The 23,310-nt window shown below is 70.8% G+C and carries 20 protein-coding genes; 10 read left to right on the top strand and 10 right to left on the bottom strand.

The window, feature by feature from the left end:
* Positions 1-131 precede the first annotated feature (131 nt).
* A complete protein-coding gene (locus AB0M01_RS08145; protein ID WP_363666821.1) occupies positions 132-3,017 on the top strand; it encodes a BTAD domain-containing putative transcriptional regulator in 2,886 nt (961 codons plus the stop codon).
* Here the strand turns inward: AB0M01_RS08145 and AB0M01_RS08140 are convergent.
* A complete protein-coding gene (locus tag AB0M01_RS08140) occupies positions 3,010-5,802 on the bottom strand; it encodes a BTAD domain-containing putative transcriptional regulator (protein ID WP_363666819.1) in 2,793 nt (930 codons plus the stop codon). The genes AB0M01_RS08145 and AB0M01_RS08140 overlap by 8 nt on opposite strands.
* 105 nt (positions 5,803-5,907) lie before the next feature.
* Here AB0M01_RS08140 and AB0M01_RS08135 point away from each other — a divergent pair, with 105 nt between their 5' ends.
* Positions 5,908-6,675: an RNA methyltransferase gene (locus tag AB0M01_RS08135; RefSeq protein ID WP_363666817.1), complete on the top strand. Its 768-nt coding sequence runs from the start codon at positions 5,908-5,910 to the stop codon at positions 6,673-6,675.
* Between the two features lie 326 nt (positions 6,676-7,001).
* Here AB0M01_RS08135 and AB0M01_RS08130 read toward each other — a convergent pair whose 3' ends face one another.
* Positions 7,002-7,805: an alpha/beta hydrolase gene (locus AB0M01_RS08130; RefSeq protein WP_363666815.1), complete on the bottom strand. Its 804-nt coding sequence runs from the start codon at positions 7,803-7,805 to the stop codon at positions 7,002-7,004.
* A 105-nt stretch (positions 7,806-7,910) separates the two neighbouring features.
* Here AB0M01_RS08130 and AB0M01_RS08125 point away from each other — a divergent pair, with 105 nt between their 5' ends.
* The 3 genes from AB0M01_RS08125 to AB0M01_RS08115 all read left to right on the top strand — a co-directional run bounded on the left by AB0M01_RS08125 (position 7,911) and on the right by AB0M01_RS08115 (position 10,084).
* Entirely contained in the window at positions 7,911-8,849 is a 939-nt protein-coding gene (locus tag AB0M01_RS08125) for a LysR family transcriptional regulator (RefSeq protein WP_363666813.1), read from the top strand.
* Positions 8,842-9,369 (top strand): molybdenum cofactor biosysynthesis protein, encoded by a 528-nt coding sequence (locus tag AB0M01_RS08120; RefSeq protein WP_363666811.1) that lies wholly within the window; start codon positions 8,842-8,844, stop codon positions 9,367-9,369. Before AB0M01_RS08125 ends, AB0M01_RS08120 begins: the two co-directional genes overlap by 8 nt.
* A gap of 220 nt (positions 9,370-9,589) precedes the next feature.
* The gene (locus tag AB0M01_RS08115; RefSeq protein ID WP_363668091.1) at positions 9,590-10,084 is read left to right on the top strand and encodes a class E sortase; all 495 of its coding nucleotides are present in this window, start codon (positions 9,590-9,592) and stop codon (positions 10,082-10,084) included.
* An 18-nt stretch (positions 10,085-10,102) separates the two neighbouring features.
* Here the strand turns inward: AB0M01_RS08115 and AB0M01_RS08110 are convergent, their stop codons facing one another.
* Together AB0M01_RS08110 and AB0M01_RS08105 are read right to left on the bottom strand one after the other, a co-directional pair.
* Positions 10,103-10,525, bottom strand: coding sequence for a hypothetical protein (locus AB0M01_RS08110; protein WP_363666809.1), 423 nt, complete (start codon positions 10,523-10,525; stop codon positions 10,103-10,105).
* Positions 10,522-11,256 carry a methyltransferase domain-containing protein gene (locus tag AB0M01_RS08105; protein WP_363666808.1) on the bottom strand — a complete coding sequence of 245 codons (735 nt, stop codon included), beginning with the start codon at positions 11,254-11,256 and terminating at the stop codon, positions 10,522-10,524. Before AB0M01_RS08105 ends, AB0M01_RS08110 begins: the two co-directional genes overlap by 4 nt.
* Positions 11,257-11,340: 84 nt before the next feature.
* Between AB0M01_RS08105 and AB0M01_RS08100 the strand changes: the two genes are divergently transcribed.
* Together AB0M01_RS08100 and AB0M01_RS08095 are read left to right on the top strand one after the other, a co-directional pair.
* The gene (locus AB0M01_RS08100; protein WP_363666806.1) at positions 11,341-11,790 is read left to right on the top strand and encodes a GNAT family N-acetyltransferase; all 450 of its coding nucleotides are present in this window, start codon (positions 11,341-11,343) and stop codon (positions 11,788-11,790) included.
* 27 nt (positions 11,791-11,817) lie between these two features.
* Positions 11,818-12,630: a class I SAM-dependent methyltransferase gene (locus tag AB0M01_RS08095; protein WP_363666804.1), complete on the top strand. Its 813-nt coding sequence runs from the start codon at positions 11,818-11,820 to the stop codon at positions 12,628-12,630.
* Here AB0M01_RS08095 and AB0M01_RS08090 read toward each other — a convergent pair.
* Complete coding sequence (locus AB0M01_RS08090) at positions 12,592-13,359, bottom strand: glucose 1-dehydrogenase (RefSeq protein WP_363666802.1); 768 nt, start codon at positions 13,357-13,359, stop codon at positions 12,592-12,594. The genes AB0M01_RS08095 and AB0M01_RS08090 overlap by 39 nt on opposite strands.
* A gap of 211 nt (positions 13,360-13,570) precedes the next feature.
* On the opposite strand from AB0M01_RS08090, the gene AB0M01_RS08085 reads away from it, so the two are divergent.
* Together AB0M01_RS08085 and AB0M01_RS08080 are read left to right on the top strand one after the other, a co-directional pair.
* Positions 13,571-15,028 (top strand): neutral zinc metallopeptidase, encoded by a 1,458-nt coding sequence (locus tag AB0M01_RS08085; protein ID WP_363666800.1) that lies wholly within the window; start codon positions 13,571-13,573, stop codon positions 15,026-15,028.
* Positions 15,029-15,847: 819 nt separating this feature from the next.
* Positions 15,848-16,999 carry a neutral zinc metallopeptidase gene (locus AB0M01_RS08080; RefSeq protein WP_363666798.1) on the top strand — a complete coding sequence of 384 codons (1,152 nt, stop codon included), beginning with the start codon at positions 15,848-15,850 and terminating at the stop codon, positions 16,997-16,999.
* Between the two features lie 571 nt (positions 17,000-17,570).
* Here AB0M01_RS08080 and AB0M01_RS08075 read toward each other — a convergent pair.
* On the bottom strand, positions 17,571-18,023 hold the full coding sequence (locus AB0M01_RS08075; RefSeq protein WP_363666796.1) for a GNAT family N-acetyltransferase: 453 nt from the start codon (positions 18,021-18,023) through the stop codon (positions 17,571-17,573).
* A gap of 226 nt (positions 18,024-18,249) precedes the next feature.
* Between AB0M01_RS08075 and AB0M01_RS08070 the strand changes: the two genes are divergently transcribed.
* Positions 18,250-19,167 carry a hypothetical protein gene (locus AB0M01_RS08070; protein WP_363666794.1) on the top strand — a complete coding sequence of 306 codons (918 nt, stop codon included), beginning with the start codon at positions 18,250-18,252 and terminating at the stop codon, positions 19,165-19,167.
* A gap of 84 nt (positions 19,168-19,251) precedes the next feature.
* Here AB0M01_RS08070 and AB0M01_RS08065 read toward each other — a convergent pair whose 3' ends face one another.
* From AB0M01_RS08065 to AB0M01_RS08050, 4 genes are all read right to left on the bottom strand, one after another.
* Positions 19,252-19,776, bottom strand: a complete 525-nt coding sequence (locus AB0M01_RS08065) for a hypothetical protein (RefSeq protein ID WP_363666792.1) — start codon at positions 19,774-19,776, stop codon at positions 19,252-19,254.
* A 314-nt stretch (positions 19,777-20,090) separates the two neighbouring features.
* Complete coding sequence (locus tag AB0M01_RS08060; RefSeq protein WP_363666790.1) at positions 20,091-21,158, bottom strand: BadF/BadG/BcrA/BcrD ATPase family protein; 1,068 nt, start codon at positions 21,156-21,158, stop codon at positions 20,091-20,093.
* A 2-nt stretch (positions 21,159-21,160) separates the two neighbouring features.
* Complete coding sequence (locus AB0M01_RS08055) at positions 21,161-22,414, bottom strand: 6-phospho-beta-glucosidase (RefSeq protein WP_363666788.1); 1,254 nt, start codon at positions 22,412-22,414, stop codon at positions 21,161-21,163.
* Positions 22,411-23,298 carry a carbohydrate ABC transporter permease gene (locus AB0M01_RS08050; protein ID WP_363666786.1) on the bottom strand — a complete coding sequence of 296 codons (888 nt, stop codon included), beginning with the start codon at positions 23,296-23,298 and terminating at the stop codon, positions 22,411-22,413. Before AB0M01_RS08050 ends, AB0M01_RS08055 begins: the two co-directional genes overlap by 4 nt.
* Positions 23,299-23,310 lie beyond the last annotated feature (12 nt).

The following is a 23,310-nucleotide window of genomic DNA, read 5'->3' as shown; positions in this document are numbered from 1 at the left end:
CAGGACGTCTACGCCGCGTTGACATGCTCCTGCCAGGCTGGCCCGCCGGCTCGGCCAGGGTGACGTCGCACGTTTCGTGCGGTGTTGCACACTGGCAGTCGCGGGGTTTCGACGAGCAGGAGCGGAGGAAGGTGTCAGGGCAGCTGAGGTTCGCCGTACTGGGACCCGTCCGGGCATGGCGGGGAGACCGCGAACTCAAGCTGGGACCGCCGCAGCAGCGCGCCGTCCTGGCGGTGCTGCTGCTCCGGGAGAACGCCCAGGTCTCGGTGTCGGACATCATCGACGCGCTCTGGGCCGACGACATGCCCAGCTCGGCCGAGCACGTCATCCGCAGCTACATCTACCGGCTGCGCAAGGTGCTGGGAGCCGTCGACAGCGCTGATGTGGGTAGTTCCGGCGGTGTGGGTAGTTCGGTGATCGCCTCGGTCGGTCATGGGTACCTGCTGGCCACCGGGCCCGACTCGCTGGACCTGGCGACGTTCCGCGAAGGGCTGAGCAGCGCGCAGGAGGCGACCCGGGCGGGTGAGCACGCCAAGGCCGTGATGCTGCTGGACGACGCGCTCGGGCTCTGGCGCGGCTCGGCGCTGGCCGGCGTACCGGGGGAGTTCGCGGAGACCCAGCGGATCCACCTGGACCAGCTGCGGCTGACCGCGCTGGAGGCGAAGGCGGTTGCTCAGGTCGAGGCCGGTGCGTACGGCGACGCCGAGGTGCTGCTGGACCAGCTGACCGCCGAGCACCCACTCAACGAGCGGTTCCGGGAGCTCCGGATGCTCGCCCTGTACCGGTACGGCCGGCAGTCGGACGCGCTGAACGTGTACCGGCAGACACAGGACCTGCTGGCCGAGGAGCTGGGCGTCGACCCCGGTCCGGGCTTGCGGGCTCTGCACGAGCGCATCCTGCGCGGTGACCCGACGCTGCTGCCCAGCCGCCCGTTCGTCGCTCCGGTGGTACCGGAAGAGCGTGAGCCGGAGGAGGCTGCCGGCGCCGTCGTCGTCCAGGAGCAGGTCGACGGCGCTGTGCGGCCGGTGCAGCTGCCGGCCGGTCTGCGGGGGTTCGTCGGGCGTCAGGGCGAGCTGAAGCGCGCCGAGGGGTTCCTGGAGTGCGACGAGACGGAGCCGGTGGTTGTCGTGACCGGCATGGCCGGCGTCGGCAAGACGGCGTTCGCTGTGCACTGGGCGCACCGGATCGCCGACCGGTTCCCGGACGGCCAGATCTACCTGAACCTGCGCGGCTTCGACCCGGCCCGGCCGACGTTGACCGTGCAGGAGGCGCTGACGGCGCTCTTCGACTCGCTCGGCGTCCGCGCCTCGAACCTACCGAACGACGTGGACCGCCAGGCGGCGTACCTGCGCAGTCTGGTCGCCGGGAAGCGGCTGCTGATCCTGCTGGACAACGTGCGCGACGCTGAGCAGGTCCGGCCGCTGCTGCCCGGTGGCAAGACCTGTCTGGTCATCGTGACCAGCCGCAACCAGTTGCGCGGCCTCAGCGTGCACGACGGTGCCGGGATGATCGAGCTGGACGTGCTGTCGTCGCAGGACGCGCTGCACCTGCTGGACCGCCGGCTCGGTCCGGCCCACCTGCAGGACAGCGCCGAGCTGGCGGAGATCGCCGAGCGCTGTGGCCGCCTGCCCCTGGCCATCGCCGTTGTTGCTGCCCGGGTCGCTACCGCTCCGCACTTCCCGTTGTCGGCCGCGCTGGCCGAGCTGCGCGACCAGCAGGGTGTGCTGGACGCCTTCATGGACGTGGATGCCGTGGTGGACGTCCGCTCGGTCTTCTCCTGGTCGCTGCAGGCGGTGTCCGAGCCCGCGGCCGAGCTGTTCCAGCTGATGGCTCTGCACCGGGCCATGTCCTGCGACGAGTCAGCTGCTGCGAGCCTGATCGGCCGGCCACTACCGCTGGTACGCCGCCTGCTCGGCGAGCTGCTCACCGCCAACCTGGTCTTCGCCGGCGAGCCCGGCCGGTACATGTACCACGACCTCGTCCGCCTGTACGCCGCCGAGCTGGCAGCTGACCTGCCGGCCGGTCTGCGCCGGGCCGCGATCCACCGGCTGCTCGACCACTACACGACCAGTGCCCAGAACGCTGACTTCACGATCAACCCGCACCGCCCGCAGGTCGACCCGATCGAGCCGCTGGACGGCGTCGTCGTACTGGAGAGCACGAGTTACGACGAGGCGTTCGGCTGGTTCGCCACCGAGCACGAGCCGTTGCTGGCGGCAATGAGCCTGGCGGTGGACGAGGGCTTCGACGAGCACGTCTGGCGGCTCGCCCGGGTGCTGGACACGTTCCTCTACCGGACCGGTCGCTGGCGGCAGTCGCTGGCGTCGGACGAGACCGGTCTGGCCGCTGCCGACCGGCTCGGCGACCGGGTGCTGCAGGCGCGCTTCCACACCAGCCTGGGCCGCGGCCACGTCCGCCTCAAGCAGTACCAGGAGGCGCACGCGCACCTCGTGCAGGCGATCGCCATGTTCGAGGAAGAGGGCGAGATCGACCGCGCCGCCAGCGGGTACGCGACGCTGGCCACGCTCGCCTCCGACCGCGGCGACGCGCACGAGGCGATCCGGCTGTACCGGCAGGCGCTGGAGCTGACCGAGGAGCCGGTGGTCCGGGCGATGGCGATCAACAACCTCGGCAACGCCTACTCGCGGCTCGGCGACCACGGCCAGGCGCTGACGCTGTCGCTGGAGTCGCTGCGGCTGTGGGGCGAGGTCGGTGACCGGCACGGCGAGGCCAACGCCTGGGACAGCGTCGGGCACGCGCACCAGATGCTCGGTCACCAGGCGAAGGCGGTCCGCGCGTACCGGCACTCGATCGCGATGTTCGCCGAGCTGGGCGACCAGGTGAACGAGGCGACCACGCTGATCAACCTGGGCGACAGCCTGATCGCCGCCGACAACCCGGACGGCGCGCGGGACGCCTGGACGCACGCGCTGGAGCTGCTGGCCGGGCTGGACGACGCGGCGGCGGCCAAGGTCCGGGAGCGGCTCTCGGACCACCTCAACTCGAGTCCTAGCTGATCCGCAGGGGTCCCGGTGTCGGCCACAGGTTGCCGCCGACGGCCAGGTCCTCCAGCCGCGACCTCAGTACGTCGGCCGCCGGGTCGCCCAGGTCGTCGAGGATGCCCAGCGCCTCCAGCCAGACCCGGTCGGCCTCGGCCCGGCGGCCCGTTGCCAGCAGGAGGTCGCCGAGCTGCTCCAGCGCGGCCGCCTGGTACGCGTGATCGCCCATGGCGGTACGGATCTCGACCGCGGCGCGGGCCGCGTCGATCGCCGGTTCGTGCTCGCCGAGCCGGCCCCAGCCGGTCGCCAGCAGTTGCAGCGCACCCGCCTCGGCCCGGCGCTGCCCGACCTCGCGGAACAGCGCGCCGGCCTCGGCGCCGACCACCACCGCCTCGTCGTACTTGCCTAGGGCAAGCAAGGTGAGGGCGACCTGGTACGCCGACTTGGCGGTGTTGCCGGGCTGACCGGTGGCCTTGTCGGTGACCTGCGCCGAGCTGCCGTAGGCCAGGGCCTCGGTGTAACGGCCGGAGTCCAGGCAGACCGCCGACAGGTTCCGCAGCGTCGCTGCCTGACCGGAGGGGTCGCCGACCTGCTGGAACAGCTTCAACGCCTCCAGCTGCTCGGTGATGGCCTCCTCCTGGCGACCGGCACCCCGGTGGGCGCCGCCGATGCCGGAGTGGCCGTGGGCCTGGCCGATCAGGTTGCCGGCCCGCTCCGCCGCGCGCAGCCCGGCCTGCTGGATCTCCAGCAGGTCCTGCCAGTTGTTACCGCGGTGCGGACCGACCCAGCTGGCGTAGGCGAACCGCCAGCACAGGTCGTCGAACCCCTGGTCGACAGCGAGCCTCGCCACCGCGACCAGGTTGCGCCCTTCGGTCTCGTGCCACGCCAGCGCGGACCTGGCGTCCTCAAAGGTGTCCGGCTCGCTGAGCCCGGCCGGGAAGTCGATGGCGGGCTCACCGGCCTGCAACCAGGGCCGCGCGGCGACGGCGGTCTGCAGGTAGTTGTCGACCAGCCGGCGAAGCGCGGCCGACCGCAGCTCGGGTGGGTCGAACTCCTCGGCCAGCTCCGCGGCGTACGTGCGCATGAGGTCGTGCAGCTCGTAGCGGCCAGGCCTGCGGTTCATCAGCTGGCTCGTGTCGACCAGCTGGTCGAGCAGACGAACGGTCTGCGCCTGGGACAGCCCAGCGAGCGCAGCAGCGGCCGGTACGCCGATGTCGGCGCCCGGGAAGATGCCCAGCAGCCGCAGCAGCGTGGCCGCGTCCGGCGAGAGCGCGTGGTACGACCAGGAGAAGACGCTGCGGATGTCCGTGCTCGGGTCGTCGCCGCTGCCGAGGAAGTCGAGCTGGTCGCGCTCGCCGGACAGCTCGGTGACGAGGTCGTCGAGCCGGGCGTCGGGGGACCTGGTCGCTCGCTCGGCGGCGATCACCAGTGCGAGCGGGAGCCCGTTGCACCGGCGTACGAGGTCGTTGACGGCGGTGGGCGCGAGCCGGGCGCGGTCGCCGATGATCCGGGTCAGGAGCTCGGCGCCCTCGGTACTGGGGAGCTGCTCGAGGGTGAGGCGGCTGGCGCCCTCGCGGACGACCAGGCCGCGCAGCTGGGTCCGGCTGGTGATCAGCACGAGGCTGCCCGAACCAGGGAGCAGCGGGCGGACCTGTGTTGCGTCAGCGGCGTTGTCGAGGAGCAGGAGCATCCGCTTGCCGGCCAGCACGGTCCGGAGCAGCGCTGAGCGGCCATCCAGGTCGGTGGGGATCTGCTGATCGGTGATGCCGAGCGAGCGCAGTACGGTCTCGATGGCCATCGCGGAGTCGAGCGGGTGGCCTTGGCCGTGGCCGCGCAGGTTGAGGTAGAGCTGGCCGTCCGGGAACTGGTGCTTGACGCTGTGCGCCCAGTGCACGGCCAGCGCGGTCTTGCCGACTCCACCCGGGCCGTCGAGCGCGACGATGACCACTGGTGGCTGGGCGGCTGTAGGGACGAGCCTGTCGAGTACGGCGAGGTCTGCTGCGCGCCCGGTGAACCGGGTGATGTCGGTCGGCAGCTGGCGCGGCCGGTGGTGCTCACGGCGGCGCCGGGTGGTCCGGGGCTCGCCGCTGTTCAGCACTTCGTCGTACAGGCGGCGGAGCTCGGGTCCTGGATCGACACCGAGCTCGTCGGCCAGGTAGGTGCGGATGCGGTGGTAGACGTGCAGCGCCTCGGCCTGGTGGCCGGACCGGAACTGCGCCTGCATCAGTAGTACGGCGAGCCGCTCGCGGGCCGGGTAGCGGCGGGCCAGCGTCGTCAGCTGCGGCACGATCTCCGCGTGCCGGCCCAGCTCCAGCTGGTCGGTGGCCAGCATCTCGATCGCCCGGAGCCGCTCCTCGGTGAGTGCCGGCGCGTGGTCCCGGACCAGCGCCGACGGCGGCAACCCGCTGAGCGGCTCACCGCGCCACTGCGCCAGGGCGTTGCGGAGCAGCTCAACGCGGGCCGCCACATCCTCCTCCCGTACGGCGTCCTCCACGCCGCTCCGGAACTGCAGGAGGTCCAGCTGCTCCGGGGTGATGGTGATGCGGTAGCCGTGCGGCTCGGTGCTGATCTGGTCGCGGCAGCCGGCGAGTGCTGATCGCAGGCGGGACACGGTGGTCTGCAGCGCGGCGTCAGGATTGGCCGGGAGGTCCGCCTCCCACAGCGCGTCCACCAGGTCGTTGCGGGACACCGTGCTGTTCGCGCGCAGCAGCAGCGCGGCCAGGACGAGGCGTCCGCGGCCCGGCGGCACGACGTTGCGCTCCGCCACCACCGCCTCGACCGGCCCGAGCAGGTGAAACCTCATCGCTTCACGATCCCCCAGATAGCCCGCGCTGACGAGGACACAGATGCGCGCGGCCCCGTCGAAGGTTGGCTCGGGCACCGGCGCGGCGGCGGATAAGGTGGCTCGGTGAGTCGGCGGACAGAAGGTGCAGACCGGGCGGAGCTGTCGCCCCGGGACAAGTGGATCACGATCTTCGGGCGCAAACCGGTGCTCGAGGCGCTGAACGACCCCGCGCTGACCGTCGCCAAGGTGGTCGTCGCCGACAACGCCGGCGGCGAGTCGCTGGACGAGATCCTGTCCACCGCCCGCCGCGTCGGTACGCCGGTCGAGCGGGCCACCGCGAGCCGGGTGAAGTGGCTGGCCGGCAACGGCAAGCAGGACCAGGGCGTCGTCGCCGACGTCGACGCGCCCCGGATGACCCCGCTGCAGAACTTCCTGCGCTCGCGCGGCCGCCGTCCGACCAAGGTGTTCCTGCTGGACGGCGTGACCAACCCGGGCAACGTCGGGATGATCCTGCGGACCGCCACCGGCGCGGGCTTCGACGGCGTCGTCCTGCCGCGAGCCGGTACGCCGCACGTCGGGCCGCTGGTGATCAAGGCGTCCGCCGGCGTCGCCTTCCAGGCTCCGATCGTGAACGCGCCGACGGCGCCCGGAGCGGTCGACGCGTTCCGGGCGGCGGGGTACGAGATCTACGGGCTGTCGGCGCGGTCGCAGCGCTCGCTGTTCCGCACCGAGCTGGCCGACCGGGCGGTGTTCGTGCTCGGCGGGGAGACGCACGGGATCAAGGTCCGGACCGACACCGACCTGAAGATCCCGCTCTTCAACGGCGTCGAGTCCCTGAACGTGGCGGTCGCGGCGGCCGTGGTGGCCTTCGAGGTGGCCAACCGCCGCTGACCGGCCTACGCTGTGTGGTTCAGCTCACACGCATACGGGGGTGACCAGGTGGGCACCTCCGGGGTGCACCAGTCACGACGGTGAACTTCAGACGCCGGCGCGAGTGCGGCCAGTGCGGCGGGCCGGGTCTCGGCCGGCGTCTTTCCCGTCCCGGGTGACCTGGTGCAGGTGCGGGCAGCAGGCGCCACCGCAGAACCGGTAGTGCTTGGGGCTGCACCACGGTTTGCACTCGACGGGTTCGCTGGTCATCTCTCCAACTGTTACCGCGAGTTTCCCGGTACGCCGGGCAGGCGCGCCGGGGAAGCGCGTTCCCCCGCTGCCCGGTTTCAGTGGTGCAGCTCCCGCAGTACGTCTCGCAGGATCTTCGCGAATGCCTCCGGCTGCTCCGCGAACCCGGTGTGGTCCCCGGGGAACACCATCGGCTCCACCCCGAGCTCCTGCCCCAGCCGGTGACACGTCCGGTCGCACAGCTGCCCACCGGACTCCTCGCCGAGCCCGATCACGACGTTCCGCGAGCGCAGCACCGCGATCTCCGGCATCCAGTGCGTGCTCGCCCGCAGCTCGTGCGTGAACCAGAACCGCTCGTCAGCGACCGCCTGCGGCTCCCGCTCACCACCGAACCACTGCTCCAGCAGCTCGTCCGGTACCTGCAGGTTCGCCTGGTCCATGAACATCCGCCACGCGCCGAGCACATCCCCGGCCAGGTACGTCGCGCACATCTCGTCCGTCTCGGCGTGCACGCGCGCAGCGTCGTCGAGCAGCCCGACGATCGGCGGCTCGTGTGCGATCACCGCGGCGACCTGCTCGGGGTGCGCCTCAGCCAGCGCGAGCGCCGACACCGCCCCGCCGCTGGACCCGAAGGCCACCGCCGGCCCGGCGTCGGCGTACGCGATCAACCGCGACAGGTCGTCGGCCCGCTGCTGCGGTGTGGAGTCCTGGTCGCGGTCCTCGACCGAGCTGCGGTTGATCGCCCGCGGGTCCGCGGTGAGCACGGTGTAGTCGGTCGCCAGCAGGTCGGCGAGCGGGTCGAACGAGCGGGCGTCCATCGGCGCACCGGTCAGGACGACGAGCGGGCCGCTGCCGCGCAGTTCGTAGTACAGGTTCGCGGTGGGAACGGTGAGGACGGGCATCGGAGTCTCCTTGGGTTAGGTGACTTCGACGATGCCGCAGGGGGCGGCGTGGACTCCAACACCTGATCCTGGCCGATTAACACTCCAGCTGTGTTAACTGGTGTCGTGCCCGACGAGCTGGAGATCCGACTGCTGCGCTACTTCGTCGCGGTCGCCGAGGAGCTGCACTTCAGCCGCGCCGCCGAGAAGCTGTACGTCGCGCAGCAGGCGCTCAGCCGGGACATCCAGCGGCTGGAGGAGCGGGCCGGCGTACGGCTGCTGGACCGGACCACTCGGCGGGTGACGCTGACGCCTGCTGGGAAGACCCTGCTCGACCGGGCTCGGCAGCTGATCTCGCTGCACGACTCCACCGTGCTCGAGCTGCGTGGAGAGGCCCGCTCGCTGACAGTGGACGTCGTCGGGCCTGGGCTGACACCTGCGCTCGTGCTGGCCGAGGCGCGGCGGCTGGCGCCGGAGGTGGAGTTCTTCGCTCGCTTCCACACCGGTGGAGAGTCCGCAGCGCCGCACCTGTTGGCAGAGCGACTCGACGTCACGTTCGGCCGCCTCACTGGCTCGTACGCCGAGCTGGAGCGTCGCGACGTACGACGGGAGCCGCTGACCGTGCTGATACCTGTCGGGCATCCGCTGGCGTCGCTGGACGCCGTACCGGTTGGTGAGCTGGGCAGGGCCGGGGTGTGCTTCCGCGCTGGGGACCACGTGACGGCTGGGTGGGAGCATGCCGTACTGCAGCTGCTGGGGCCGCTGGGGATCGAGGCAGGTGGCGCGCATCCGCATGTGCTCGGTGCTGACGAGGTGGCGCAGCATCTGCGCGACCGGAACGCGCCGATCCTGGCGCTGACTACGCAGCCGCGGGTGCCGGGGTCGGTGGTACGGCCTGTGGTCGAGCCCGTCGCGCTGTACCCGTGGGCGATGTACTGGCGGCGAGAGGCTTCGCACCCCGGGCTGGTGGCACTGCACGCTGCAGTGGATCGGCTGGCATCGGTGGAGGGCTGGTTGAACCAGCCGGAGGGAGCTTGGCTGCCGCGGCCTGAGTCGGATGCCTGAGGTGGAGATCGTCGGGCTGCTGGTGTCGCCGGTGCACGCGTTCGAGGGGCGGCCGCAGGACGGGCCGCGCGTCGATCCGCTGGACGGGGTAGTGGATCGGGTGGTCGTGCGGGCCGGGCTGGGGCTGGTGGGGGACCGCTACTTCAACCAGGCGGTGCACCGGAACGCGTCGGTGACGTTCTTCGCGGTGGAGAGTCTGGAGACGCTGGCGGGCGGGCTCGGGGTGGATCCGCATCTGCTGCGGCGCAACGTGGTGCTGCGGGGGTTCCCGATCGATGAGCTCGCGGTCCGGCGCCTGGCTGACGGGACGCGCGTGGACGGACAGGTGTTCTCTCTCGACTCCGGGTTCGGGCCGGTGCGGTTCCAGGCGCATCGGCCGGCCAATCCGTGTGCCTGGATGGATGTCGTCGTTGGCGCGGGGGCGTTCAAGGGGTTGCGCGGGCATGGCGGGGTGCGGTGCGAGCCGCTGGACGACGGGGAGCTGCGGCTGGGACCGGCGGTGCTCGAGGTGCTCGGCTAGCGCTGGGTTTCGGCGGGCTTTCGGTTGGTGGGGTTAGCGTTTTCGGATGGTGAGGTGGGTGTCCGGGGTGCTGCTGGCTGGGGTGCTGGTGGGGTGCTCGGATGTCGCTGGGGAGGCGCCTCCTGTTGCTACCTCTACCCCTACGGTTGCTGCCCCCACTCCAACACCTACTACGACTCCGAGCCCGACACCGACGGTACGGCGTACGGGGCAAGCGGTTCTGAGGATCCCAGCGCTCGGGAAGAGCATGCGCGTAGTCCCGTACGTCGGCACCGCCGACGACCTCCCCGGCACCGTGATCCAGAACCGCGGCGTCGCCGCCTCACCTCGCGGCGCACGCGGCGGAGTCGGCCCCGGCGAGATCGGCAACTACATCGTCACCGCGCACCGGACCACGCACGGCCGCCCCTTCGGCCGCGTGCCCGAGCTGAAGAACGGCGACCACGTGCTGGTCGCCGCGAACGGGATGATCTACGACTACGTGATCGACCGCACGATGACGATCTCGTTCCGCGAACCCGCCGAGCTCGCCCAGCAGAACGCGGCCGCACCGGGGCAGCCGGGTGTCAGGGCGACGCAGGCGAAGATCACGCTGAGCACCTGCGCCACCCCGGAAGACCATGCCCAGGGCAACTACTGGAAGGACGCGCTGGGCAACCCCGAGCACCGGATCAACAAGATCGGCACCCTGCTCGCGACCAGGCCCGCGAGCTGAGCCGCGGGCCCGAGCAGCTCAGGCCCGGCCGAACTTCCACCACTTCGGCTTGTTCGCCTTGATCTCTTCCTCGGTCAGCGGCGGCGGGACCGGCGGGCGGGACTCCTCGGTGAGGAAGTCGCCCGACTCGGTGTCGTACGGCGTCGCGCCGAGCCGGCGGCTGATCTCCATCACCAACGGGATCGACCCGGGGCCGTCGTTCAGGTAGAAGGTGATGTCCCGGACGTCGATCCCCTTGCCGATGGTCAGCTCGACGTCGTGGTCGTCGTCCTTCAGCACCAGCCACGACCGCTTGGTCGCGTCCACCCCCGGGTAGACCGCGCGGACGATCTCGACCACCTCGTCCGCGGTCCCCAGCGACGGTGGCGCGTAGTCCTCCGGCAACTCGTCCAGCCGGCGGACACCACCCGGTCCTCGCAACGCGTAGATAGCCCAGCTCATGCCCCCACAGTACGGGCGGTGACCAGCGCGAACGTCAGGTACTCACCTTTGTCCTGCTCCAGCATCTCCAGCGCGGGGTCCGGCGCACCGCGGTGCTCGCCGCAGGCCTGCGCCCAGGCGAGCCAGTCCTGCCAGCCGGATTCCTGCAGCCGGGCCGACGTGACCTCGACCAGCTCGGTGATCTCCCAGTGGAAACGCCACCAGTCCGCGGTGTGCCAGGCGATCGCCTCCCAGCCGACCAGCTTCTTGATGTGCTCCGGGATGTGCCCGATCTCGCGGACCTCGCGACGCAGCGCGGGGGTGGCGACGCCGAGCTGGCCGCCGGGCTTGAGGAACGCGGTCAGGTACGCGAGGTAGCCGTCCGCCGTACCGAAGTACTCGTAGGCGTCGATGCAGACGATCGCGTCGAAGAACCCGCGCGCGAACGGCAGTGCGTGCGCCTCGGCCTTGAGTGCGGTGATGTCGAGCCCGGCGAAGTTCGCGGCGGCCTCGCTCGGGTCGATCCACAGGTCCGCGGCCCAGACCTGGACGCCGTACTCCTTGGCCAGGAACACGCTGGTCGCGCCCTTGCCGGAGCCGAGGTCGAGGACCCGCATGCCCGGTTTCAGGTCGAGGTCGCGGGCCAGGTCCTCGAGCAGCCAGAGCGGGTGCGGGCCCATGTCGTTCGCGATCACCCACTCGGCGTCGTACTTCGAGGACAGCGGGTACTCGGGTCGGTTCAGCAACTCCATGCGACTACCCAACGACGATCGTCTCCGCGGCCACAAGTCTTTTACGGGCTTGTGACAGTGCTTGCCTCCGGGCAGCATCAGGGGATGCGGATGGAGGCGATGGACGCGGCCGGGCTGTCACAGGTCGAGCGCTGGCTGGCGGCCGACCCGGTCGGCGGCGCGATCTTCGGCGGCTTCTACGGTGACGCCGTACGGCGCTGGACGCCGTTGCTGCAGGCGCCGACCCGCTTCGGCCGGCTGGCTCGGTCGGAGAGTGGACCGATCGGTTTCGCCGACGTCGAGATCCTCGACGACGAGGCCGAGATCGTCTTCTACGTCGCTCCCGAGCACCGGGGGCAGGGCCTGGCTCACGAGGTGCTCGCCGGGATCGTCGACCTGGCTCGCGCCGAGGGCGCCAAGTCGCTGCACGCCTCCGTCGAGCCGACCAACGCGGCCAGCCTCGCCACGCTGAAGGCCGCTGGGTTCACCAACCATGGTGAGGACGAGTATGGGGACGTGGAGCTCACGCTCGCTGTGGAAAACCAGGTGCCCTGAGCGCGATCGCTTCACCAAGATGGCCGGATGGACCCGACCATCGAGCATTTCTACCGCGACCGGTACGTCGAACACGACCGCCTCACCCGCAGCGGGCACGGCCAGCTGGAGTTCCTGCGCACGCAAGAGCTGATCCGGCGCCACCTGCCGAAGCCGCCCGCCCGCGTGCTCGACGTCGGCGGAGCTACCGGCGTACATGCGAGCTGGCTGGCAGCTGATGGCTATGAGGTCGAGCTGGTCGACCCGATGGAGGAGCACGTCGCGCAGGCCTTGCAGCGTGGAGGTTTCGCTGCGTCGGTCGGTGATGCGCGGGCGCTGACGCAGGCCGACGACAGTGTGGACGTCACGCTGCTGCTCGGACCGCTCTACCACCTCGTCGAGCCCGCTGATCGCTTGCAGGCTTTGTGTGAAGCCCGCCGGGTGACGCGTCCCGGCGGGCTCGTTGTCGCCGTCGGGATCAGCCGGTACGCCGGTTTGCTTGAGTGGGGCAACAACGGCCGGCTGACGGTGGACAAGCTGCCGGTGTTCGCCGGGCTGTTGTCCACAGGCCTGCATCTCGACGATCCGAACGGGTTCACGACCGCGTACTTTCACTGTGTCGGCGAGCTCACCGAGGAGTTCGCGGCCGCAGGGCTGGTGGAGATCGCGGAGTTCGGTGTGGAAGGGCCGGCCGCGCACACCCTGGAGAACGCCGTCGGCGCCGAGATCGATCGGCTCATGCCTGCGGCGGTGACGTTGGCGCGCTTCGTGGAGGTGGATCCGGTGATGGTGGCGAGCAGCCTCCACTACCTGGCTGTCGGACTAGTAGACGGAGTAGCCACCGTCGATCAGGAGAACTGAACCGGTCATGAAGGAGCTCGCCGGGCTGGCGAGGTAGACGACGGAGGGGGCGATCTCATCAGGAGTCGCGTAGCGCTGTTGCGGGGCGTCGAGAATCCAGTGCTGGCGGAACTCGGGGCGGTCGACGGGAGCCATGTCGGTCTTCACGTAACCCGGAGCGATCGCGTTGACACGGATGTTGTGCGGCGCCCACTCCGCGGCGAGGCTGCGGGTCAGGTGGTGCACCGCTGCCTTGGAGGCGTTGTACGACGCCTGCCACTGCGGGCGGTTCACGATCTGCGCGGACATGCTGCCCACGTTGACGATCACGCCACCGCCGGCCGCGATCATGCCGCGGGCAACCGCCGTACTGGTGTTCCACAGTGCGGTCAGGTTGAGATCGATGACCTGCTGCCACTCGTCGTCGGGGACCTCCAGCGCCGGCCGGTGGATCGCGATGCCCGCGTTGTTGACCAGGACGTCGATCCCGCCGAGCTCGGCGGTGACCTGGTCGACCATCGCGGTGACGTCCTCGCGGCGGGTGATGTCGGCGGTGACAGCCAGCCCGCGGCGGCCGCGCTCGGCGATCTCGGCGACGACGCGGTCGTTGCGGTCGGTGTCGCGCCCGGCGATCGCGACATCCGCGCCCGCCTCGGCCAGCGCGAGCGCGAACGCCCGCCCGAGCCCGCGGTTCCCACCGGTCACCAGGACCCGGCGGCCGTTCAGCCCGAAAGTGTCCAGCACGCTCATCCGGTACTCCGTTACGTCGACGGCGGGGTGACTCAGCGTAGGACACGCGGCGCGAGGTCGCGGATCGATGTCAATAGCTGCAATCCGGTACGCCGCCGGGCGGCCGAGGAAGTAACATCGTCCGGCGGTTCGGGCCAGGGGGTGGTCATCGGCGCCGCGAACACTTTCGGGCGGCCTCTCGCGCCGCAACCTGGGGAGAAGCAGCACAAGCATGTCCAACGACCAGACACCCAAGCCCGGCCACTTCCTGCCCGGCGGCGCCGGCGACCAAGCGTCGAAGCCCGGCCAGTCCCTGCCGGGCGACCAGGCGCCGATGCCCGGGCACTTCCTGCCCGGCGGTGCGGGCGACCAGGCCACGCCGACGCCCCCGGTCGCGGACTCGGAGGTGGCCGCGGCACGCTTCGGGACGCCTCCCGCGGACTTGAGCGGGGACGGGACGACTGCGTCCGGGGTGACTTCCCCTGGGACGGCTGCGCTCGGGACGGCTTCCCCTGGGGCGACTGCGCCCGAGACGACTTCCCCCGGGGCAAGTCGGCCTGGAGCGAGTGGGCCCGGGGCGAGTGGGCCCGGGGCGACGGCTCCTGGGGCGACTGCTCCTGGGCTGACGCCGCTTGCGGCGCCCACGCCGCGGCTCGGCGCGGACGCCCCGGCTGGTCCTCCGCAGCTGCACGGCTCCCGGATCGGCCCGCCCCCGCCAGGCGACGCCGCGGTGGCCGCGTTCAACGCCCGCTACCGGCCGGAGCCGACCCCGTTCGTCCCGAAGAAGCGCTCCAAGCTCCTCATCGCCGGCGGCGTCGCGGGCGCGCTGGTGCTGGTCGCCGGGATCGCCTTCGGCGGCATGAAGCTGCTGGCGTCGTACGACGACTACGTCGCGAACCCGGTCGGCAAGCCCTCCGTCCGCGGCACCGACGAGCCGGTGAACGTGAAACCGTCCGGCGAGGCGACCTCCGACTCCGCCGTGACCGCGCAGAACAAGCTCTACACGACCGGCAAGCTGAAGCCGGTCGGCTGCAAGGAGCCGGCGTACCAGCCGACCACCAAGGAGAACGTCCGCGCGTACTACGACGCCTTGCTCGGCTGCCTGAACAAGGCGTGGGAGCCGGTCGTCCGCGCGGCCGGGTACGAGTTCAAGGCGCCGAAGCTGGTGATCTTCGACCAGGGCCAGGAAACCGCCTGCGGCGTCCACGACGACACCCTGGACACCTACTGCCCCGACGGCGACGGCGTACTGGCGATGGCGTGGGAGGACTGGCCCGAGGACTACCAGAACAACCGCCCGCTGGCCCGCGTCGACCTGGCCAACAACCTCGGCTACATCTACGGCCTGCACGTCCAGTGGCTCACCGGCATCTACACAGCCGCAGGCTCGATGGGAGACACAGCACCCACCGAGTCCGCCAAACTGGAACTGGACCGCCGCCAGGCCCTCCAGGCGTCCTGCCTCTCCGCAGCCTTCCTGGGAACAGAGAAATCCACCTTCCCCCTGAGAGGCGAGCTCCTCAAGGAATACCAGTGGCGCACCGCCCACAGCGGCGATGAGGGCTCGAAGACCAAGGTCCGCGACCACGGCTCCCGCAAGAGCACCGCGGACTGGATGACCAGGGGCTTCTCCACCGGCAACCCAGGCGCCTGCAACACTTTCACAGCGCCCCCCGCCAAGGTCAGCTGACGCGAGAAGACTGGGACCCCGATGAGCGACCCCGACACCGCCCCACCCCCGGCCCCACACCCCAGCGACCCCACCCCGGACCACCCCGCCACAGAGGTCACCGCCATCCCCCAGCCGGACGGCTTCCCCAGCGCCTCCACTCCGCAGATCTCCGCCCCTGACGGCGAAGCGGAGCCGGATGCACTCCTCAGCACGCCTGCCCCGGTGCAGTCCTCCGCAGCCAGCGCAAAGCCCAATCCGCTGTCGGATGCACCCGCCGGCAGTGCGCCAACCTCGCAGGCCGTCTTCCCGGGCCATGGCGCCGGGGCTGAGCTGCAGTCGAACGCGCCCTCCAGCGCGCCCACTTCGCGGTCGGATGCGTTCCGCAGCGAGCCCGGCTCGGCGCAGGTCCCCGCAGGCGCCGCCGAGTCCGACCCGCAGCTGGACGCGCTCTCCAGCGCGCGCACTTCGCAGCCGGACGCGCTCCGCAGCGAGCCCACCGGGGCGCAGTTCTGCGCAGGCGCAGCCGACCTCGATCGGCAGCCGGATGTGGTGTCGGGCGCGCCCACCTCGCAGACGCTCGTCCCGGGCGGTGACGGCGAAGCCGGCCTGCGAGCTGTCGCGGCCGGCCCAGGGACCGCCCCCTCGGGTGGCGAAGCCGGTCCGCGACCTGCTGCGGCGGCCCCGCGGACCGTCTCCTCGGGCGGGGACGCTGAGCCGCACCCACAGCCGCGGTCTGGTGTACCTACTCCCGGGCACTTTCTTCCGGGTGGTGACGGCGAGGCCGGGGCCTCGGCTGAGGCGGTCAATCGGCCGCCTCGGCGGCCGCAGCCGAGTGGGTTGAGTAAGGCGAAGCCGCTCTCGGACGCTCAGCCGACGCAGCGTAAAGGCGCGCCGCTCCCGACCGATCCCGGGCAGACCGGGTACGGCGCTCCGCCGCCGGCTCCGTTGCCGGGGGCGCCGTCGACGCCGTTGACCGGGACAAGGCAGCGGGGTGGCGCGCGGCCCGTCGGGTGGAACTCGCCGTCGAGCCGCCGTCCTCCGCAGTTCACCGACACGACCCCGGCAGCGCCCGTACGACGCCTGCCGCAGCCCGTGCTCGTCAGCGCGGCCGTCGTCGGGGTGGTGGCGCTGATCGGCGCCGCGATCCTCGGGTACCGCGCGATGGACACCTTCGACACCGTCGCGAACCCGCTGGCCAACCCGTCGGCGAAGCAGACCGAGGTCCCGCTGGCCCCGCCGCGGCCGACGGTCACGGTGACCGCGACGCCGGTGCCGGACGCCGTACGGGTGAAGCAGAACGGGCTCTACAAGGCCGGCAAGGTCGCCGCGGTGAACTGCACCGCGCCGGCGGTCAAGCCGTCGACCGAGGCTGCCGCGCTGCGTTTCTACCAGGCGATCCTGCCCTGCCTGAACCGCGCCTGGGCGCCGCTGGTCCGCAAGGCCGGGTACGAGTTCCGCCCGCCGAAGGTGGTGCTGTGGGCGAAGGGCCAGACGTCCTGCACCGGCGAGCCGACCGACGTCGCCTTCTACTGCGGCGACGCCGAGACGATCACCATGCGCGGCGACCAGGACTCCAAGCTCTTCCGCCAGGACGCGACGTCGGGCCGCATCCACGCGATGGACACCCTCGCCCACGAGTACGGCCACCACGTGCAGATGCTGACGAACATCCTGATCTCCTCCAGCTCCCGCAAGGGCTGGGCGAAGACCGAACCGGCCAAGCTGGAGGAAAGCCGCCGCCTCGAACTCCAGGCCAGCTGCCTGGGCGCAGCCTTCCTCGGCGCCAACAAGACCGCCCTCGGCATCACCGGCCAACGCCTGGAGACCTGGGAGTGGCAAACCAAGCACTCCGGCGACGAGTACAACCCGAAGAAGGTCCGCGACCACGGCTCCCGCAAGAACAACTGGCTCTGGTCCGGCGCTTCCTTCAAAACCACCAACCCAGCCTCCTGCAACACCTTCACCGCCCCGGCCGCAAAGGTCAGCTGACGATCCCACCCGCCGCGAGAAGGCGGGCTGGGGGTGCCGCGCGAGGGTCGCGGTGATGAGCGGGTGATCCGCGCGCGGTCGCCGCGAGCACCCAGCGAGTCAGCGTCGGCGGTTGGAGAGGCCGGATCGCCGCGGGCCTGCCGCGAGGAGGTTGGGCTGGGGGTGCCGCGCGTGCCGCGGGTGGTGTCGCGCCGCCGACACCCACCACTGTCCAACCTCCCCGCTGGCTCGCGACACGCCGCGACACGCCGCCGAGCAGCGGCGACCGGGCTGCTTGGACGGTGGTGGGTGTCGGCGGCGCGATGGTGAGGTGCCGGTGTCGCGTGTGCCGCGGCCGAGGCCACGGACAGCCGGTACGGCGGGCGCTGGCGTTGCTGAAGTCGCGGCGGCGTCGGCGAACCAGCTGTCGACGAGTGCGTCGAACTCCTCCCCGGCGGACGCCTCGGGTTGCACGGGGTGCGGTGCCTCGCGCATCGGAAGGTGAGCTGACGGCGTACCAGCGTGTCGTCCCGCGGATCGGCGCGTCGAAAAGCTGCGGCGGCCGGGCTGAACGCCGCCGGGCCGCGCTGGGTCAGAGGGTGAGTTTGAAGCCCTCGTGGCTCATCGTGAAGCCGAGGTTGGTGTAGAAGCGGTGGGCGTCGGTGCGGGACTTGTCGGAGGTCAGCTGGACCAGGCTGCAGCCTCGGCGGCGGGACTCGGTGATGGCCCACTGCATCATCGTGCGGCCGAGGCCGGTGCCTCGGGTGGAGGCGGCGACGCGGACGGCTTCGATCTGGGAGCGGGTGGCGCCGCGGCGGGACAGGCCGGGGATGAAGGTGAGCTGGAAGGTGCCGACCACCTCGCCGTTGCGGTCGGCAACCATCAGGAGCTGGTTGGGGTCGGCTTCGAGGGCGGCGAAGGCGGTCTCGTACGGCGTGAGGTCGTCGAGCGACTCGCGGGTGCTGCCGAGCTGGTCGTCGGCGATCAGGGTGACGATCGCGGGGAGGTCGGCGCGGGTGGCGGGGCGGAGCTCGGCGGCGGTCATGGGGGCATCCTCGCAGCACCGTGAACCGGTTAGTTGAGCGGGGCAATAGTTGCCGGTCGTCACGCTTCTTGCCTTATGCAATCACATTGCGTTAGCCGGGAGGCGTTTGCGGGGTTGGCGTCCGGGCACGGGTGGGAGCAGACACCACTGCACCGCCCGTGGCCGGGGTCGCGTGGAGCGGTGCGCGTGGCGGCGGTGCGGGCTCAGTCCGGAAGGAAGATGTCCGATGACCGCACCACTGGCGATCGACTTCACCCAGCCCTTCGAAGATGCCTTCGGCAAGCTTCTCGGGTTCATCCCCAACCTGCTCGGCGGCCTGGTCATCCTGGTGGTCGGGTACTTCGTGGCGAAACTGCTCGGCAACCTGGTCGGCAAACTGCTCGGCAAGGTCGGCTTCGACCAGTGGATGGAACGCGCCGGCGTCTCCGGCGTCCTGCAGCGGTCCGGCACGGGGCTGACCGCTTCGGCGATGCTCGGCAAGGTCGTGTTCTGGTTCGTGTTCCTGATCAGCTTCACGATGTTCGCCTCCGCGCTCGGCGTACCGGAGATCTCGAACTTCATGAGCGCGATGCTCGGCTACATCCCGCGGATCTTCGCCGCGATCGTGATCGTCTGCCTGGCCGCGCTGTTCGCGAACTTCCTGGCCGCGATCATCCGCGGGGCCACCGGCAACGAGACGCTGGCCAAGGTCGGCCGGTACGCGATCCTCGTGTACGCCGCGTTCGCCGCGCTGACGCAGCTGGGGATCGCGGTCCAGCTGACCGGGAACACGCTGCTGATCGTGCTCGGCGGTGCGGCGCTCGCGCTGGGGCTGGCGTTCGGGCTCGGCGGGCGGGAGATGGCCGGTGAGGCGCTGCGCACGCTGTTCGACCGCGGTCAGGCGATGGCGGCGAACCGGCCGGCGGAGTCCAACGGCTACCAGGCTGGCGGGAACGGCTACCAGACTGATCAGGCCGGCTACCAGACTGAGCAGCAGTACCAGGGTGGTCAGCAGCAGTACCCGACCGATCAGCAGGCGTACCCGACCGAGCAGTACCCCGCGACGCACGGTGCGCCGCAGAACGGTGGGTACTCCAACGGCACGACCGGTGCCAACGGCAACTGGACCGGTGACAACGGCAACTGGTCGGGCGAGCAGCGCTAGACCCTTTCGTCGGAAGGGGTCACCTCCGGCGGAAGTTCACAGGGTGGGTGCGACCGGATCGGGTCGCACCCACCCTGTTGCGTGCTACTGGGCGTCCGGACCCGCGCGGCGGACGTCCTCGACCTTGGTCATGGCGTCGCGGAGGTCCTTCAGCCAGGTCTCGCTGTGCTGGGCGACCAGCTTCACGCACCAGCCGAGGGCGTCGCTGCGGGAGCGGGCCACGCCGGCGTCGACGAGGGTGTCGAGGACCTGGCGCTCAGGCTGGCGGAGGCGGGTCATCACGGGGGCGGACAGGGAGGTGAAGACCGTCTTGGTCTCACCGCAGCGGACGCCCCACGCGACCTTGCGGCGGGTGGCGTGCTCGAGCTCCTGGGCGATCTCGATGCGGCGCTCTCGGGTGTTCTCACGGAACTGCTTGATCCGGCCCTCTTCGGCGGCGGACCGTGCGGCGGGGGTGACGTCCCCGGCCTGCTCGGGGGCGGGGATGGTGCCGACGATCAGGATCTCGTCCCGGTCGAGGCTCACCTCCGGCTCCCCGTCGAACCACTCCTGCGGGAGGCGGCCGGACAGCCAGCCGCGGACCCGCTCGTCGTCTTGCTGTGTACTCATGCTTACATAATTACACTGCAATCACACAGAATAAAAGAGTGCGGGATCAGAGGTTGAAGTTGTGACGAAGAACGGCCGCCGTACCCAGTGGGTACGACGGCCGGAACCAGGCCGGTCCGGGACGGGGGCCGGGCCGGACTGGTGGATCTTGGGCGGAGGGTCTGGGGCTGGTCGCCGCGTGGCCGCCGGGGGACGTCGCTGGAACGTCCCGCCGCGGCCGGCGGAGGAAGAGCCTGAGAGCCTTGCCTGCTTGCCTGCTTGCCTGCGCCTTGGGCCCGCCCCGCGCCCTGCGCGCAAGCCGGCGTACTTGCTGGCTAGCTGTTGGTAGTGGGTTGGTAGGTAGTGCGGATGGTCTTGTGGGCCTCCGCAGGTGCTTCGGTTTGGTCGAGGCCCAGCAGGATCGCGCCGACCACCGGCGGCACCTCGACGATCTGGGGGATTGCGTACGGCGCGGCCGCCGCGAGTTGGGTGGTGATTTCCTCCAGGAGGAGTGGGTGGTTGGCGGTCAGGACGCCGCCGCCGAGGATGACGGGGGTTGGTTCGCCGAGGAGGTCGAGGCGGCGCAGGGCGACGGTGGCCATCGCGACGATCTCCTCGGCCTGGCGGTGGACGACCGCGGTGGCGACCTGGTCGCCGGCGGCGGCGACCTGGAAGAGGATCGGGCCCGCTTCCAAGCGCCGTATCAGTGGGATCTCGCCGAGGTGCATGGCCTCGATCAGGTCGGGCATCGACGCGACGCCGTAGTGCTGCGGGAGGACCGTCATCAGCGCGGTCGCCGGACCGCGGCCGTCGTCGGCGCGGGCGGCGGCCCAGATCGCTTCCTCGGCGAGCTGCTGGCCGCCGCCCCAGTCGCCGGAGATGCGGCCGACCGCGGGGAAGCGGGCGGTCCGGCCGTCGGGGAGGAGGCCGCAGCAGTTGATGCCGGCGCCGCAGACGACGGCGACACCGCGCGGCTCGTCGATGCCCGCGCGGAGCAGGGCGAAGGTGTCGTTGGCGACGTGCACCTTCGAGGCCCAGCCGTAGGCGCGGAAGGCGTCGGCGAGGCGCTCCTCCTCGATGGGCAGGTCGGCATTCGCGAGGCAGGCCGAGATCTGTTCCACCAAAGGGGGGAGGGAGGGGGAGCCTGTCGCCCCGAAGTGCCGGTCGCCTTCGGCGACGGCGAGCCCCGCCGCGCGTGCTGCCGCCGCGACGAGTGGCGCGAGGCCGTCGACCGCCGCCTGGGCGCCGACCAGGTGCGGCTCGAAGCCACCTCCCCGGGCGGTGCCGAGGACAGTGCCATCGGCCGAGACCAGGGCGACATCCGTCTTGCTGTTGCCGGCGTCGAAGGCGAGGACTCCTCCAGGGACCAGGGGTGCCTGGAGGGCCTCGGCTTCGTTCGCCACGGTCACGCCCACGGGAGGTACTCGCGGTTGTGGGCGAGCAACTTGTCGGTGAGGGCCTGCGCGTACTCGATCTGCCCGATCAGCGGGTGTGCCAGCAACGCCGTGAACACGCGGTCCGCACCACCCTTCAGAGCTGCTTCGAGAGCCAGATTCTCGTACGCCGTGACGTTCGCCACCAGCCCGGCGTACAGCGGTTCGAGGGGTGAGATCGGCAGCGGTGTCGTGCCGGAGGCACCGACGGTCGCCGGGACCTCGATCACCGCGTCGTCGGGCAGGAACGGCAACGCGCCGTTGTTCAGCGTGTTCACCACCTGCACGTCGCCGGTGTCGTTCAGCAGCGACGACGCCAGCGCCACCGCAGCCTCGGAGTAGTAAGCGCCGCCCCGCTGCTCCAGCAGAGCAGGCTTCTCGTCCAGCGCCGGGTCGGCGTACAGGTCGAGCAGCTGCTTCTCGATCGCCGCGACCTCGGCGGCCCGCGACGGCTTCTCCAGCAGCTCGCGAACGACCTCGTCATGCGCGTAGAAGTAGCGCAGGTAGTACGACGGTACGACGCCCAACTGCAGCAGCAGCTCAGCCGGCAGCTTGAGGTCGGCCGCCAGATCGCCCACGTGCTCGACGAGCAACGACGGCAGGTGGTCGACACCGTCGACCCGTACGGCGCGCTCCCAGGTCAGGTGGTTCAGCCCGACGTGGTCCAGCGCGACCTGCTCCGGCGTGACGCCGAGCAGCCGCGCGAACCGTCGCTGGAACCCGATCGCCACGTTGCACAGCCCGACGGCCTTGTGGCCCTCGGACAGCAGCGCCCGCGTGACGATGCCGACCGGGTTGGTGAAGTCGACGATCCACGCGTCCGGGTTCGAACGCCGTACGCGCTCCGCGATGTCGAGCACCACCGGCACGGTCCGCAACGCCTTGGCGAGCCCGCCCGCGCCGGTCGTCTCCTGGCCGACGCAGCCGCACTCCAGCGGCCAGGTCTCGTCCTGGTTCCGGGCGGCCTGACCGCCGACGCGCAGCTGCAGCAGTACGGCGTCGGCGCCGTCGATGCCGGCGTCGAGGTCGCTGGTCGTGGTGACCTTGCCGGGATGTCCTTGTTTGGCGAAGATCCGCTGCGCGAGCCCGCCGACCAGTTCGAGCCGGTCCGCGGCCGGGTCGACCAGGACCAGTTCGTCGACCGGCAGCGAGTCACGCAGCCGCGCGAACCCGTCGACCAGCTCGGGAGTGTAGGTGGATCCGCCGCCTACGACTGTGAGTTTCAACCTTTGACCCCTGTGAGTGTGACGCCTTCGATGAAGGCCTTTTGGGCGAAGAAGAACAGGATGATCACCGGTGCCATCACCAGCAGGGTCGCTGCCATCGTGAGGTTCCAGTTGGTGTGGTGGGCGCCCTTGAAGGACTCCAGGCCGTAGCTCAGGGTCCAGGCGGCCGGGTTCTCCGAGGCGTATATCTGCGGGCCGAAGTAGTCGTTCCAGCAGTAGAAGAACTGGAACAGCGCGACGGCGGCGATCGCCGGGCGGGCCATCGGCAGCACGATCCGGACCAGCGCCTTGAACTCGCCGCAGCCGTCCACCTTGGCGGCGTCGACGTAGTCCTTGGGAATCGTCAGCAGGAACTGGCGGAGCAGGAAGATCGAGAACGCGTCGGTGAAGGCCATCGGGATGATCAGCGGCCACAGCGTCCCGGACAGGTGCAGCTGCTTGGCCCAGAACAGGTACATCGGCACGATCACCACCTGCGGCGGCAGCATCATGGTCGCGATCACCAGCATCAGCGCGACGTTGCGGCCGCGGAACTTGAAGCGGGCCAGCGCGTACGCGACCGGGATGCTGGACAGCAGCGTCAGCGCGGTGCCGAGTCCGGCGTACAGGAGGGTGTTCTTCCACCAGGTCAGGAAGCCCGGCGTCTCCCACACCGTGCGCAGGTTCTCCCAGTGGAAGGTGTCCGGCCACAGGTTCCGGGTCAGCGCCTGCTGGTCGCTCATCAGCGCGGTCAGCGCCACGAACACGAACGGCAGCACGAAGAACAGCGCGGCCACGATCGCCAGCGAGTGCACGGCGACCCAGTTCAGGAACCTGGTACGCCGGGCCTCACGTCCCGCCGCGGTGATCGGGACGGGGGTGGACAGGGAAGTCGTCATCGTCATGGTTTCGGCGTA

It is taken from the genome of Kribbella sp. NPDC051770 (assembly GCF_040681455.1).
In the GTDB taxonomy this organism is placed as follows: Bacteria; Actinomycetota; Actinomycetes; order Propionibacteriales; family Kribbellaceae; genus Kribbella.
This window is presented reverse-complemented; position numbering and strand designations above follow the sequence as displayed.

What these genes read in the sequence shown, in the direction of transcription:
- AB0M01_RS08100 (WP_363666806.1), top strand. Translation starts at nt 11,341, where the DNA reads ATGCGGATGGAGGCGATGGACGCGGCCGGGCTGTCACAGGTCGAGCGC.
- AB0M01_RS08110 (WP_363666809.1), bottom strand. Translation starts at nt 10,525, where the DNA reads ATGAGCTGGGCTATCTACGCGTTGCGAGGACCGGGTGGTGTCCGCCGG.
- AB0M01_RS08105 (WP_363666808.1), bottom strand. Translation starts at nt 11,256, where the DNA reads ATGGAGTTGCTGAACCGACCCGAGTACCCGCTGTCCTCGAAGTACGAC.
- AB0M01_RS08095 (WP_363666804.1), top strand. Translation starts at nt 11,818, where the DNA reads ATGGACCCGACCATCGAGCATTTCTACCGCGACCGGTACGTCGAACAC.
- AB0M01_RS08130 (WP_363666815.1), bottom strand. Translation starts at nt 7,805, where the DNA reads ATGCCCGTCCTCACCGTTCCCACCGCGAACCTGTACTACGAACTGCGC.
- AB0M01_RS08120 (WP_363666811.1), top strand. Translation starts at nt 8,842, where the DNA reads ATGCCTGAGGTGGAGATCGTCGGGCTGCTGGTGTCGCCGGTGCACGCG.
- AB0M01_RS08090 (WP_363666802.1), bottom strand. Translation starts at nt 13,359, where the DNA reads ATGAGCGTGCTGGACACTTTCGGGCTGAACGGCCGCCGGGTCCTGGTG.
- AB0M01_RS08065 (WP_363666792.1), bottom strand. Translation starts at nt 19,776, where the DNA reads ATGAGTACACAGCAAGACGACGAGCGGGTCCGCGGCTGGCTGTCCGGC.
- AB0M01_RS08140 (WP_363666819.1), bottom strand. Translation starts at nt 5,802, where the DNA reads ATGAGGTTTCACCTGCTCGGGCCGGTCGAGGCGGTGGTGGCGGAGCGC.
- AB0M01_RS08075 (WP_363666796.1), bottom strand. Translation starts at nt 18,023, where the DNA reads ATGACCGCCGCCGAGCTCCGCCCCGCCACCCGCGCCGACCTCCCCGCG.
- AB0M01_RS08050 (WP_363666786.1), bottom strand. Translation starts at nt 23,298, where the DNA reads ATGACGATGACGACTTCCCTGTCCACCCCCGTCCCGATCACCGCGGCG.
- AB0M01_RS08085 (WP_363666800.1), top strand. Translation starts at nt 13,571, where the DNA reads ATGTCCAACGACCAGACACCCAAGCCCGGCCACTTCCTGCCCGGCGGC.
- AB0M01_RS08070 (WP_363666794.1), top strand. Translation starts at nt 18,250, where the DNA reads ATGACCGCACCACTGGCGATCGACTTCACCCAGCCCTTCGAAGATGCC.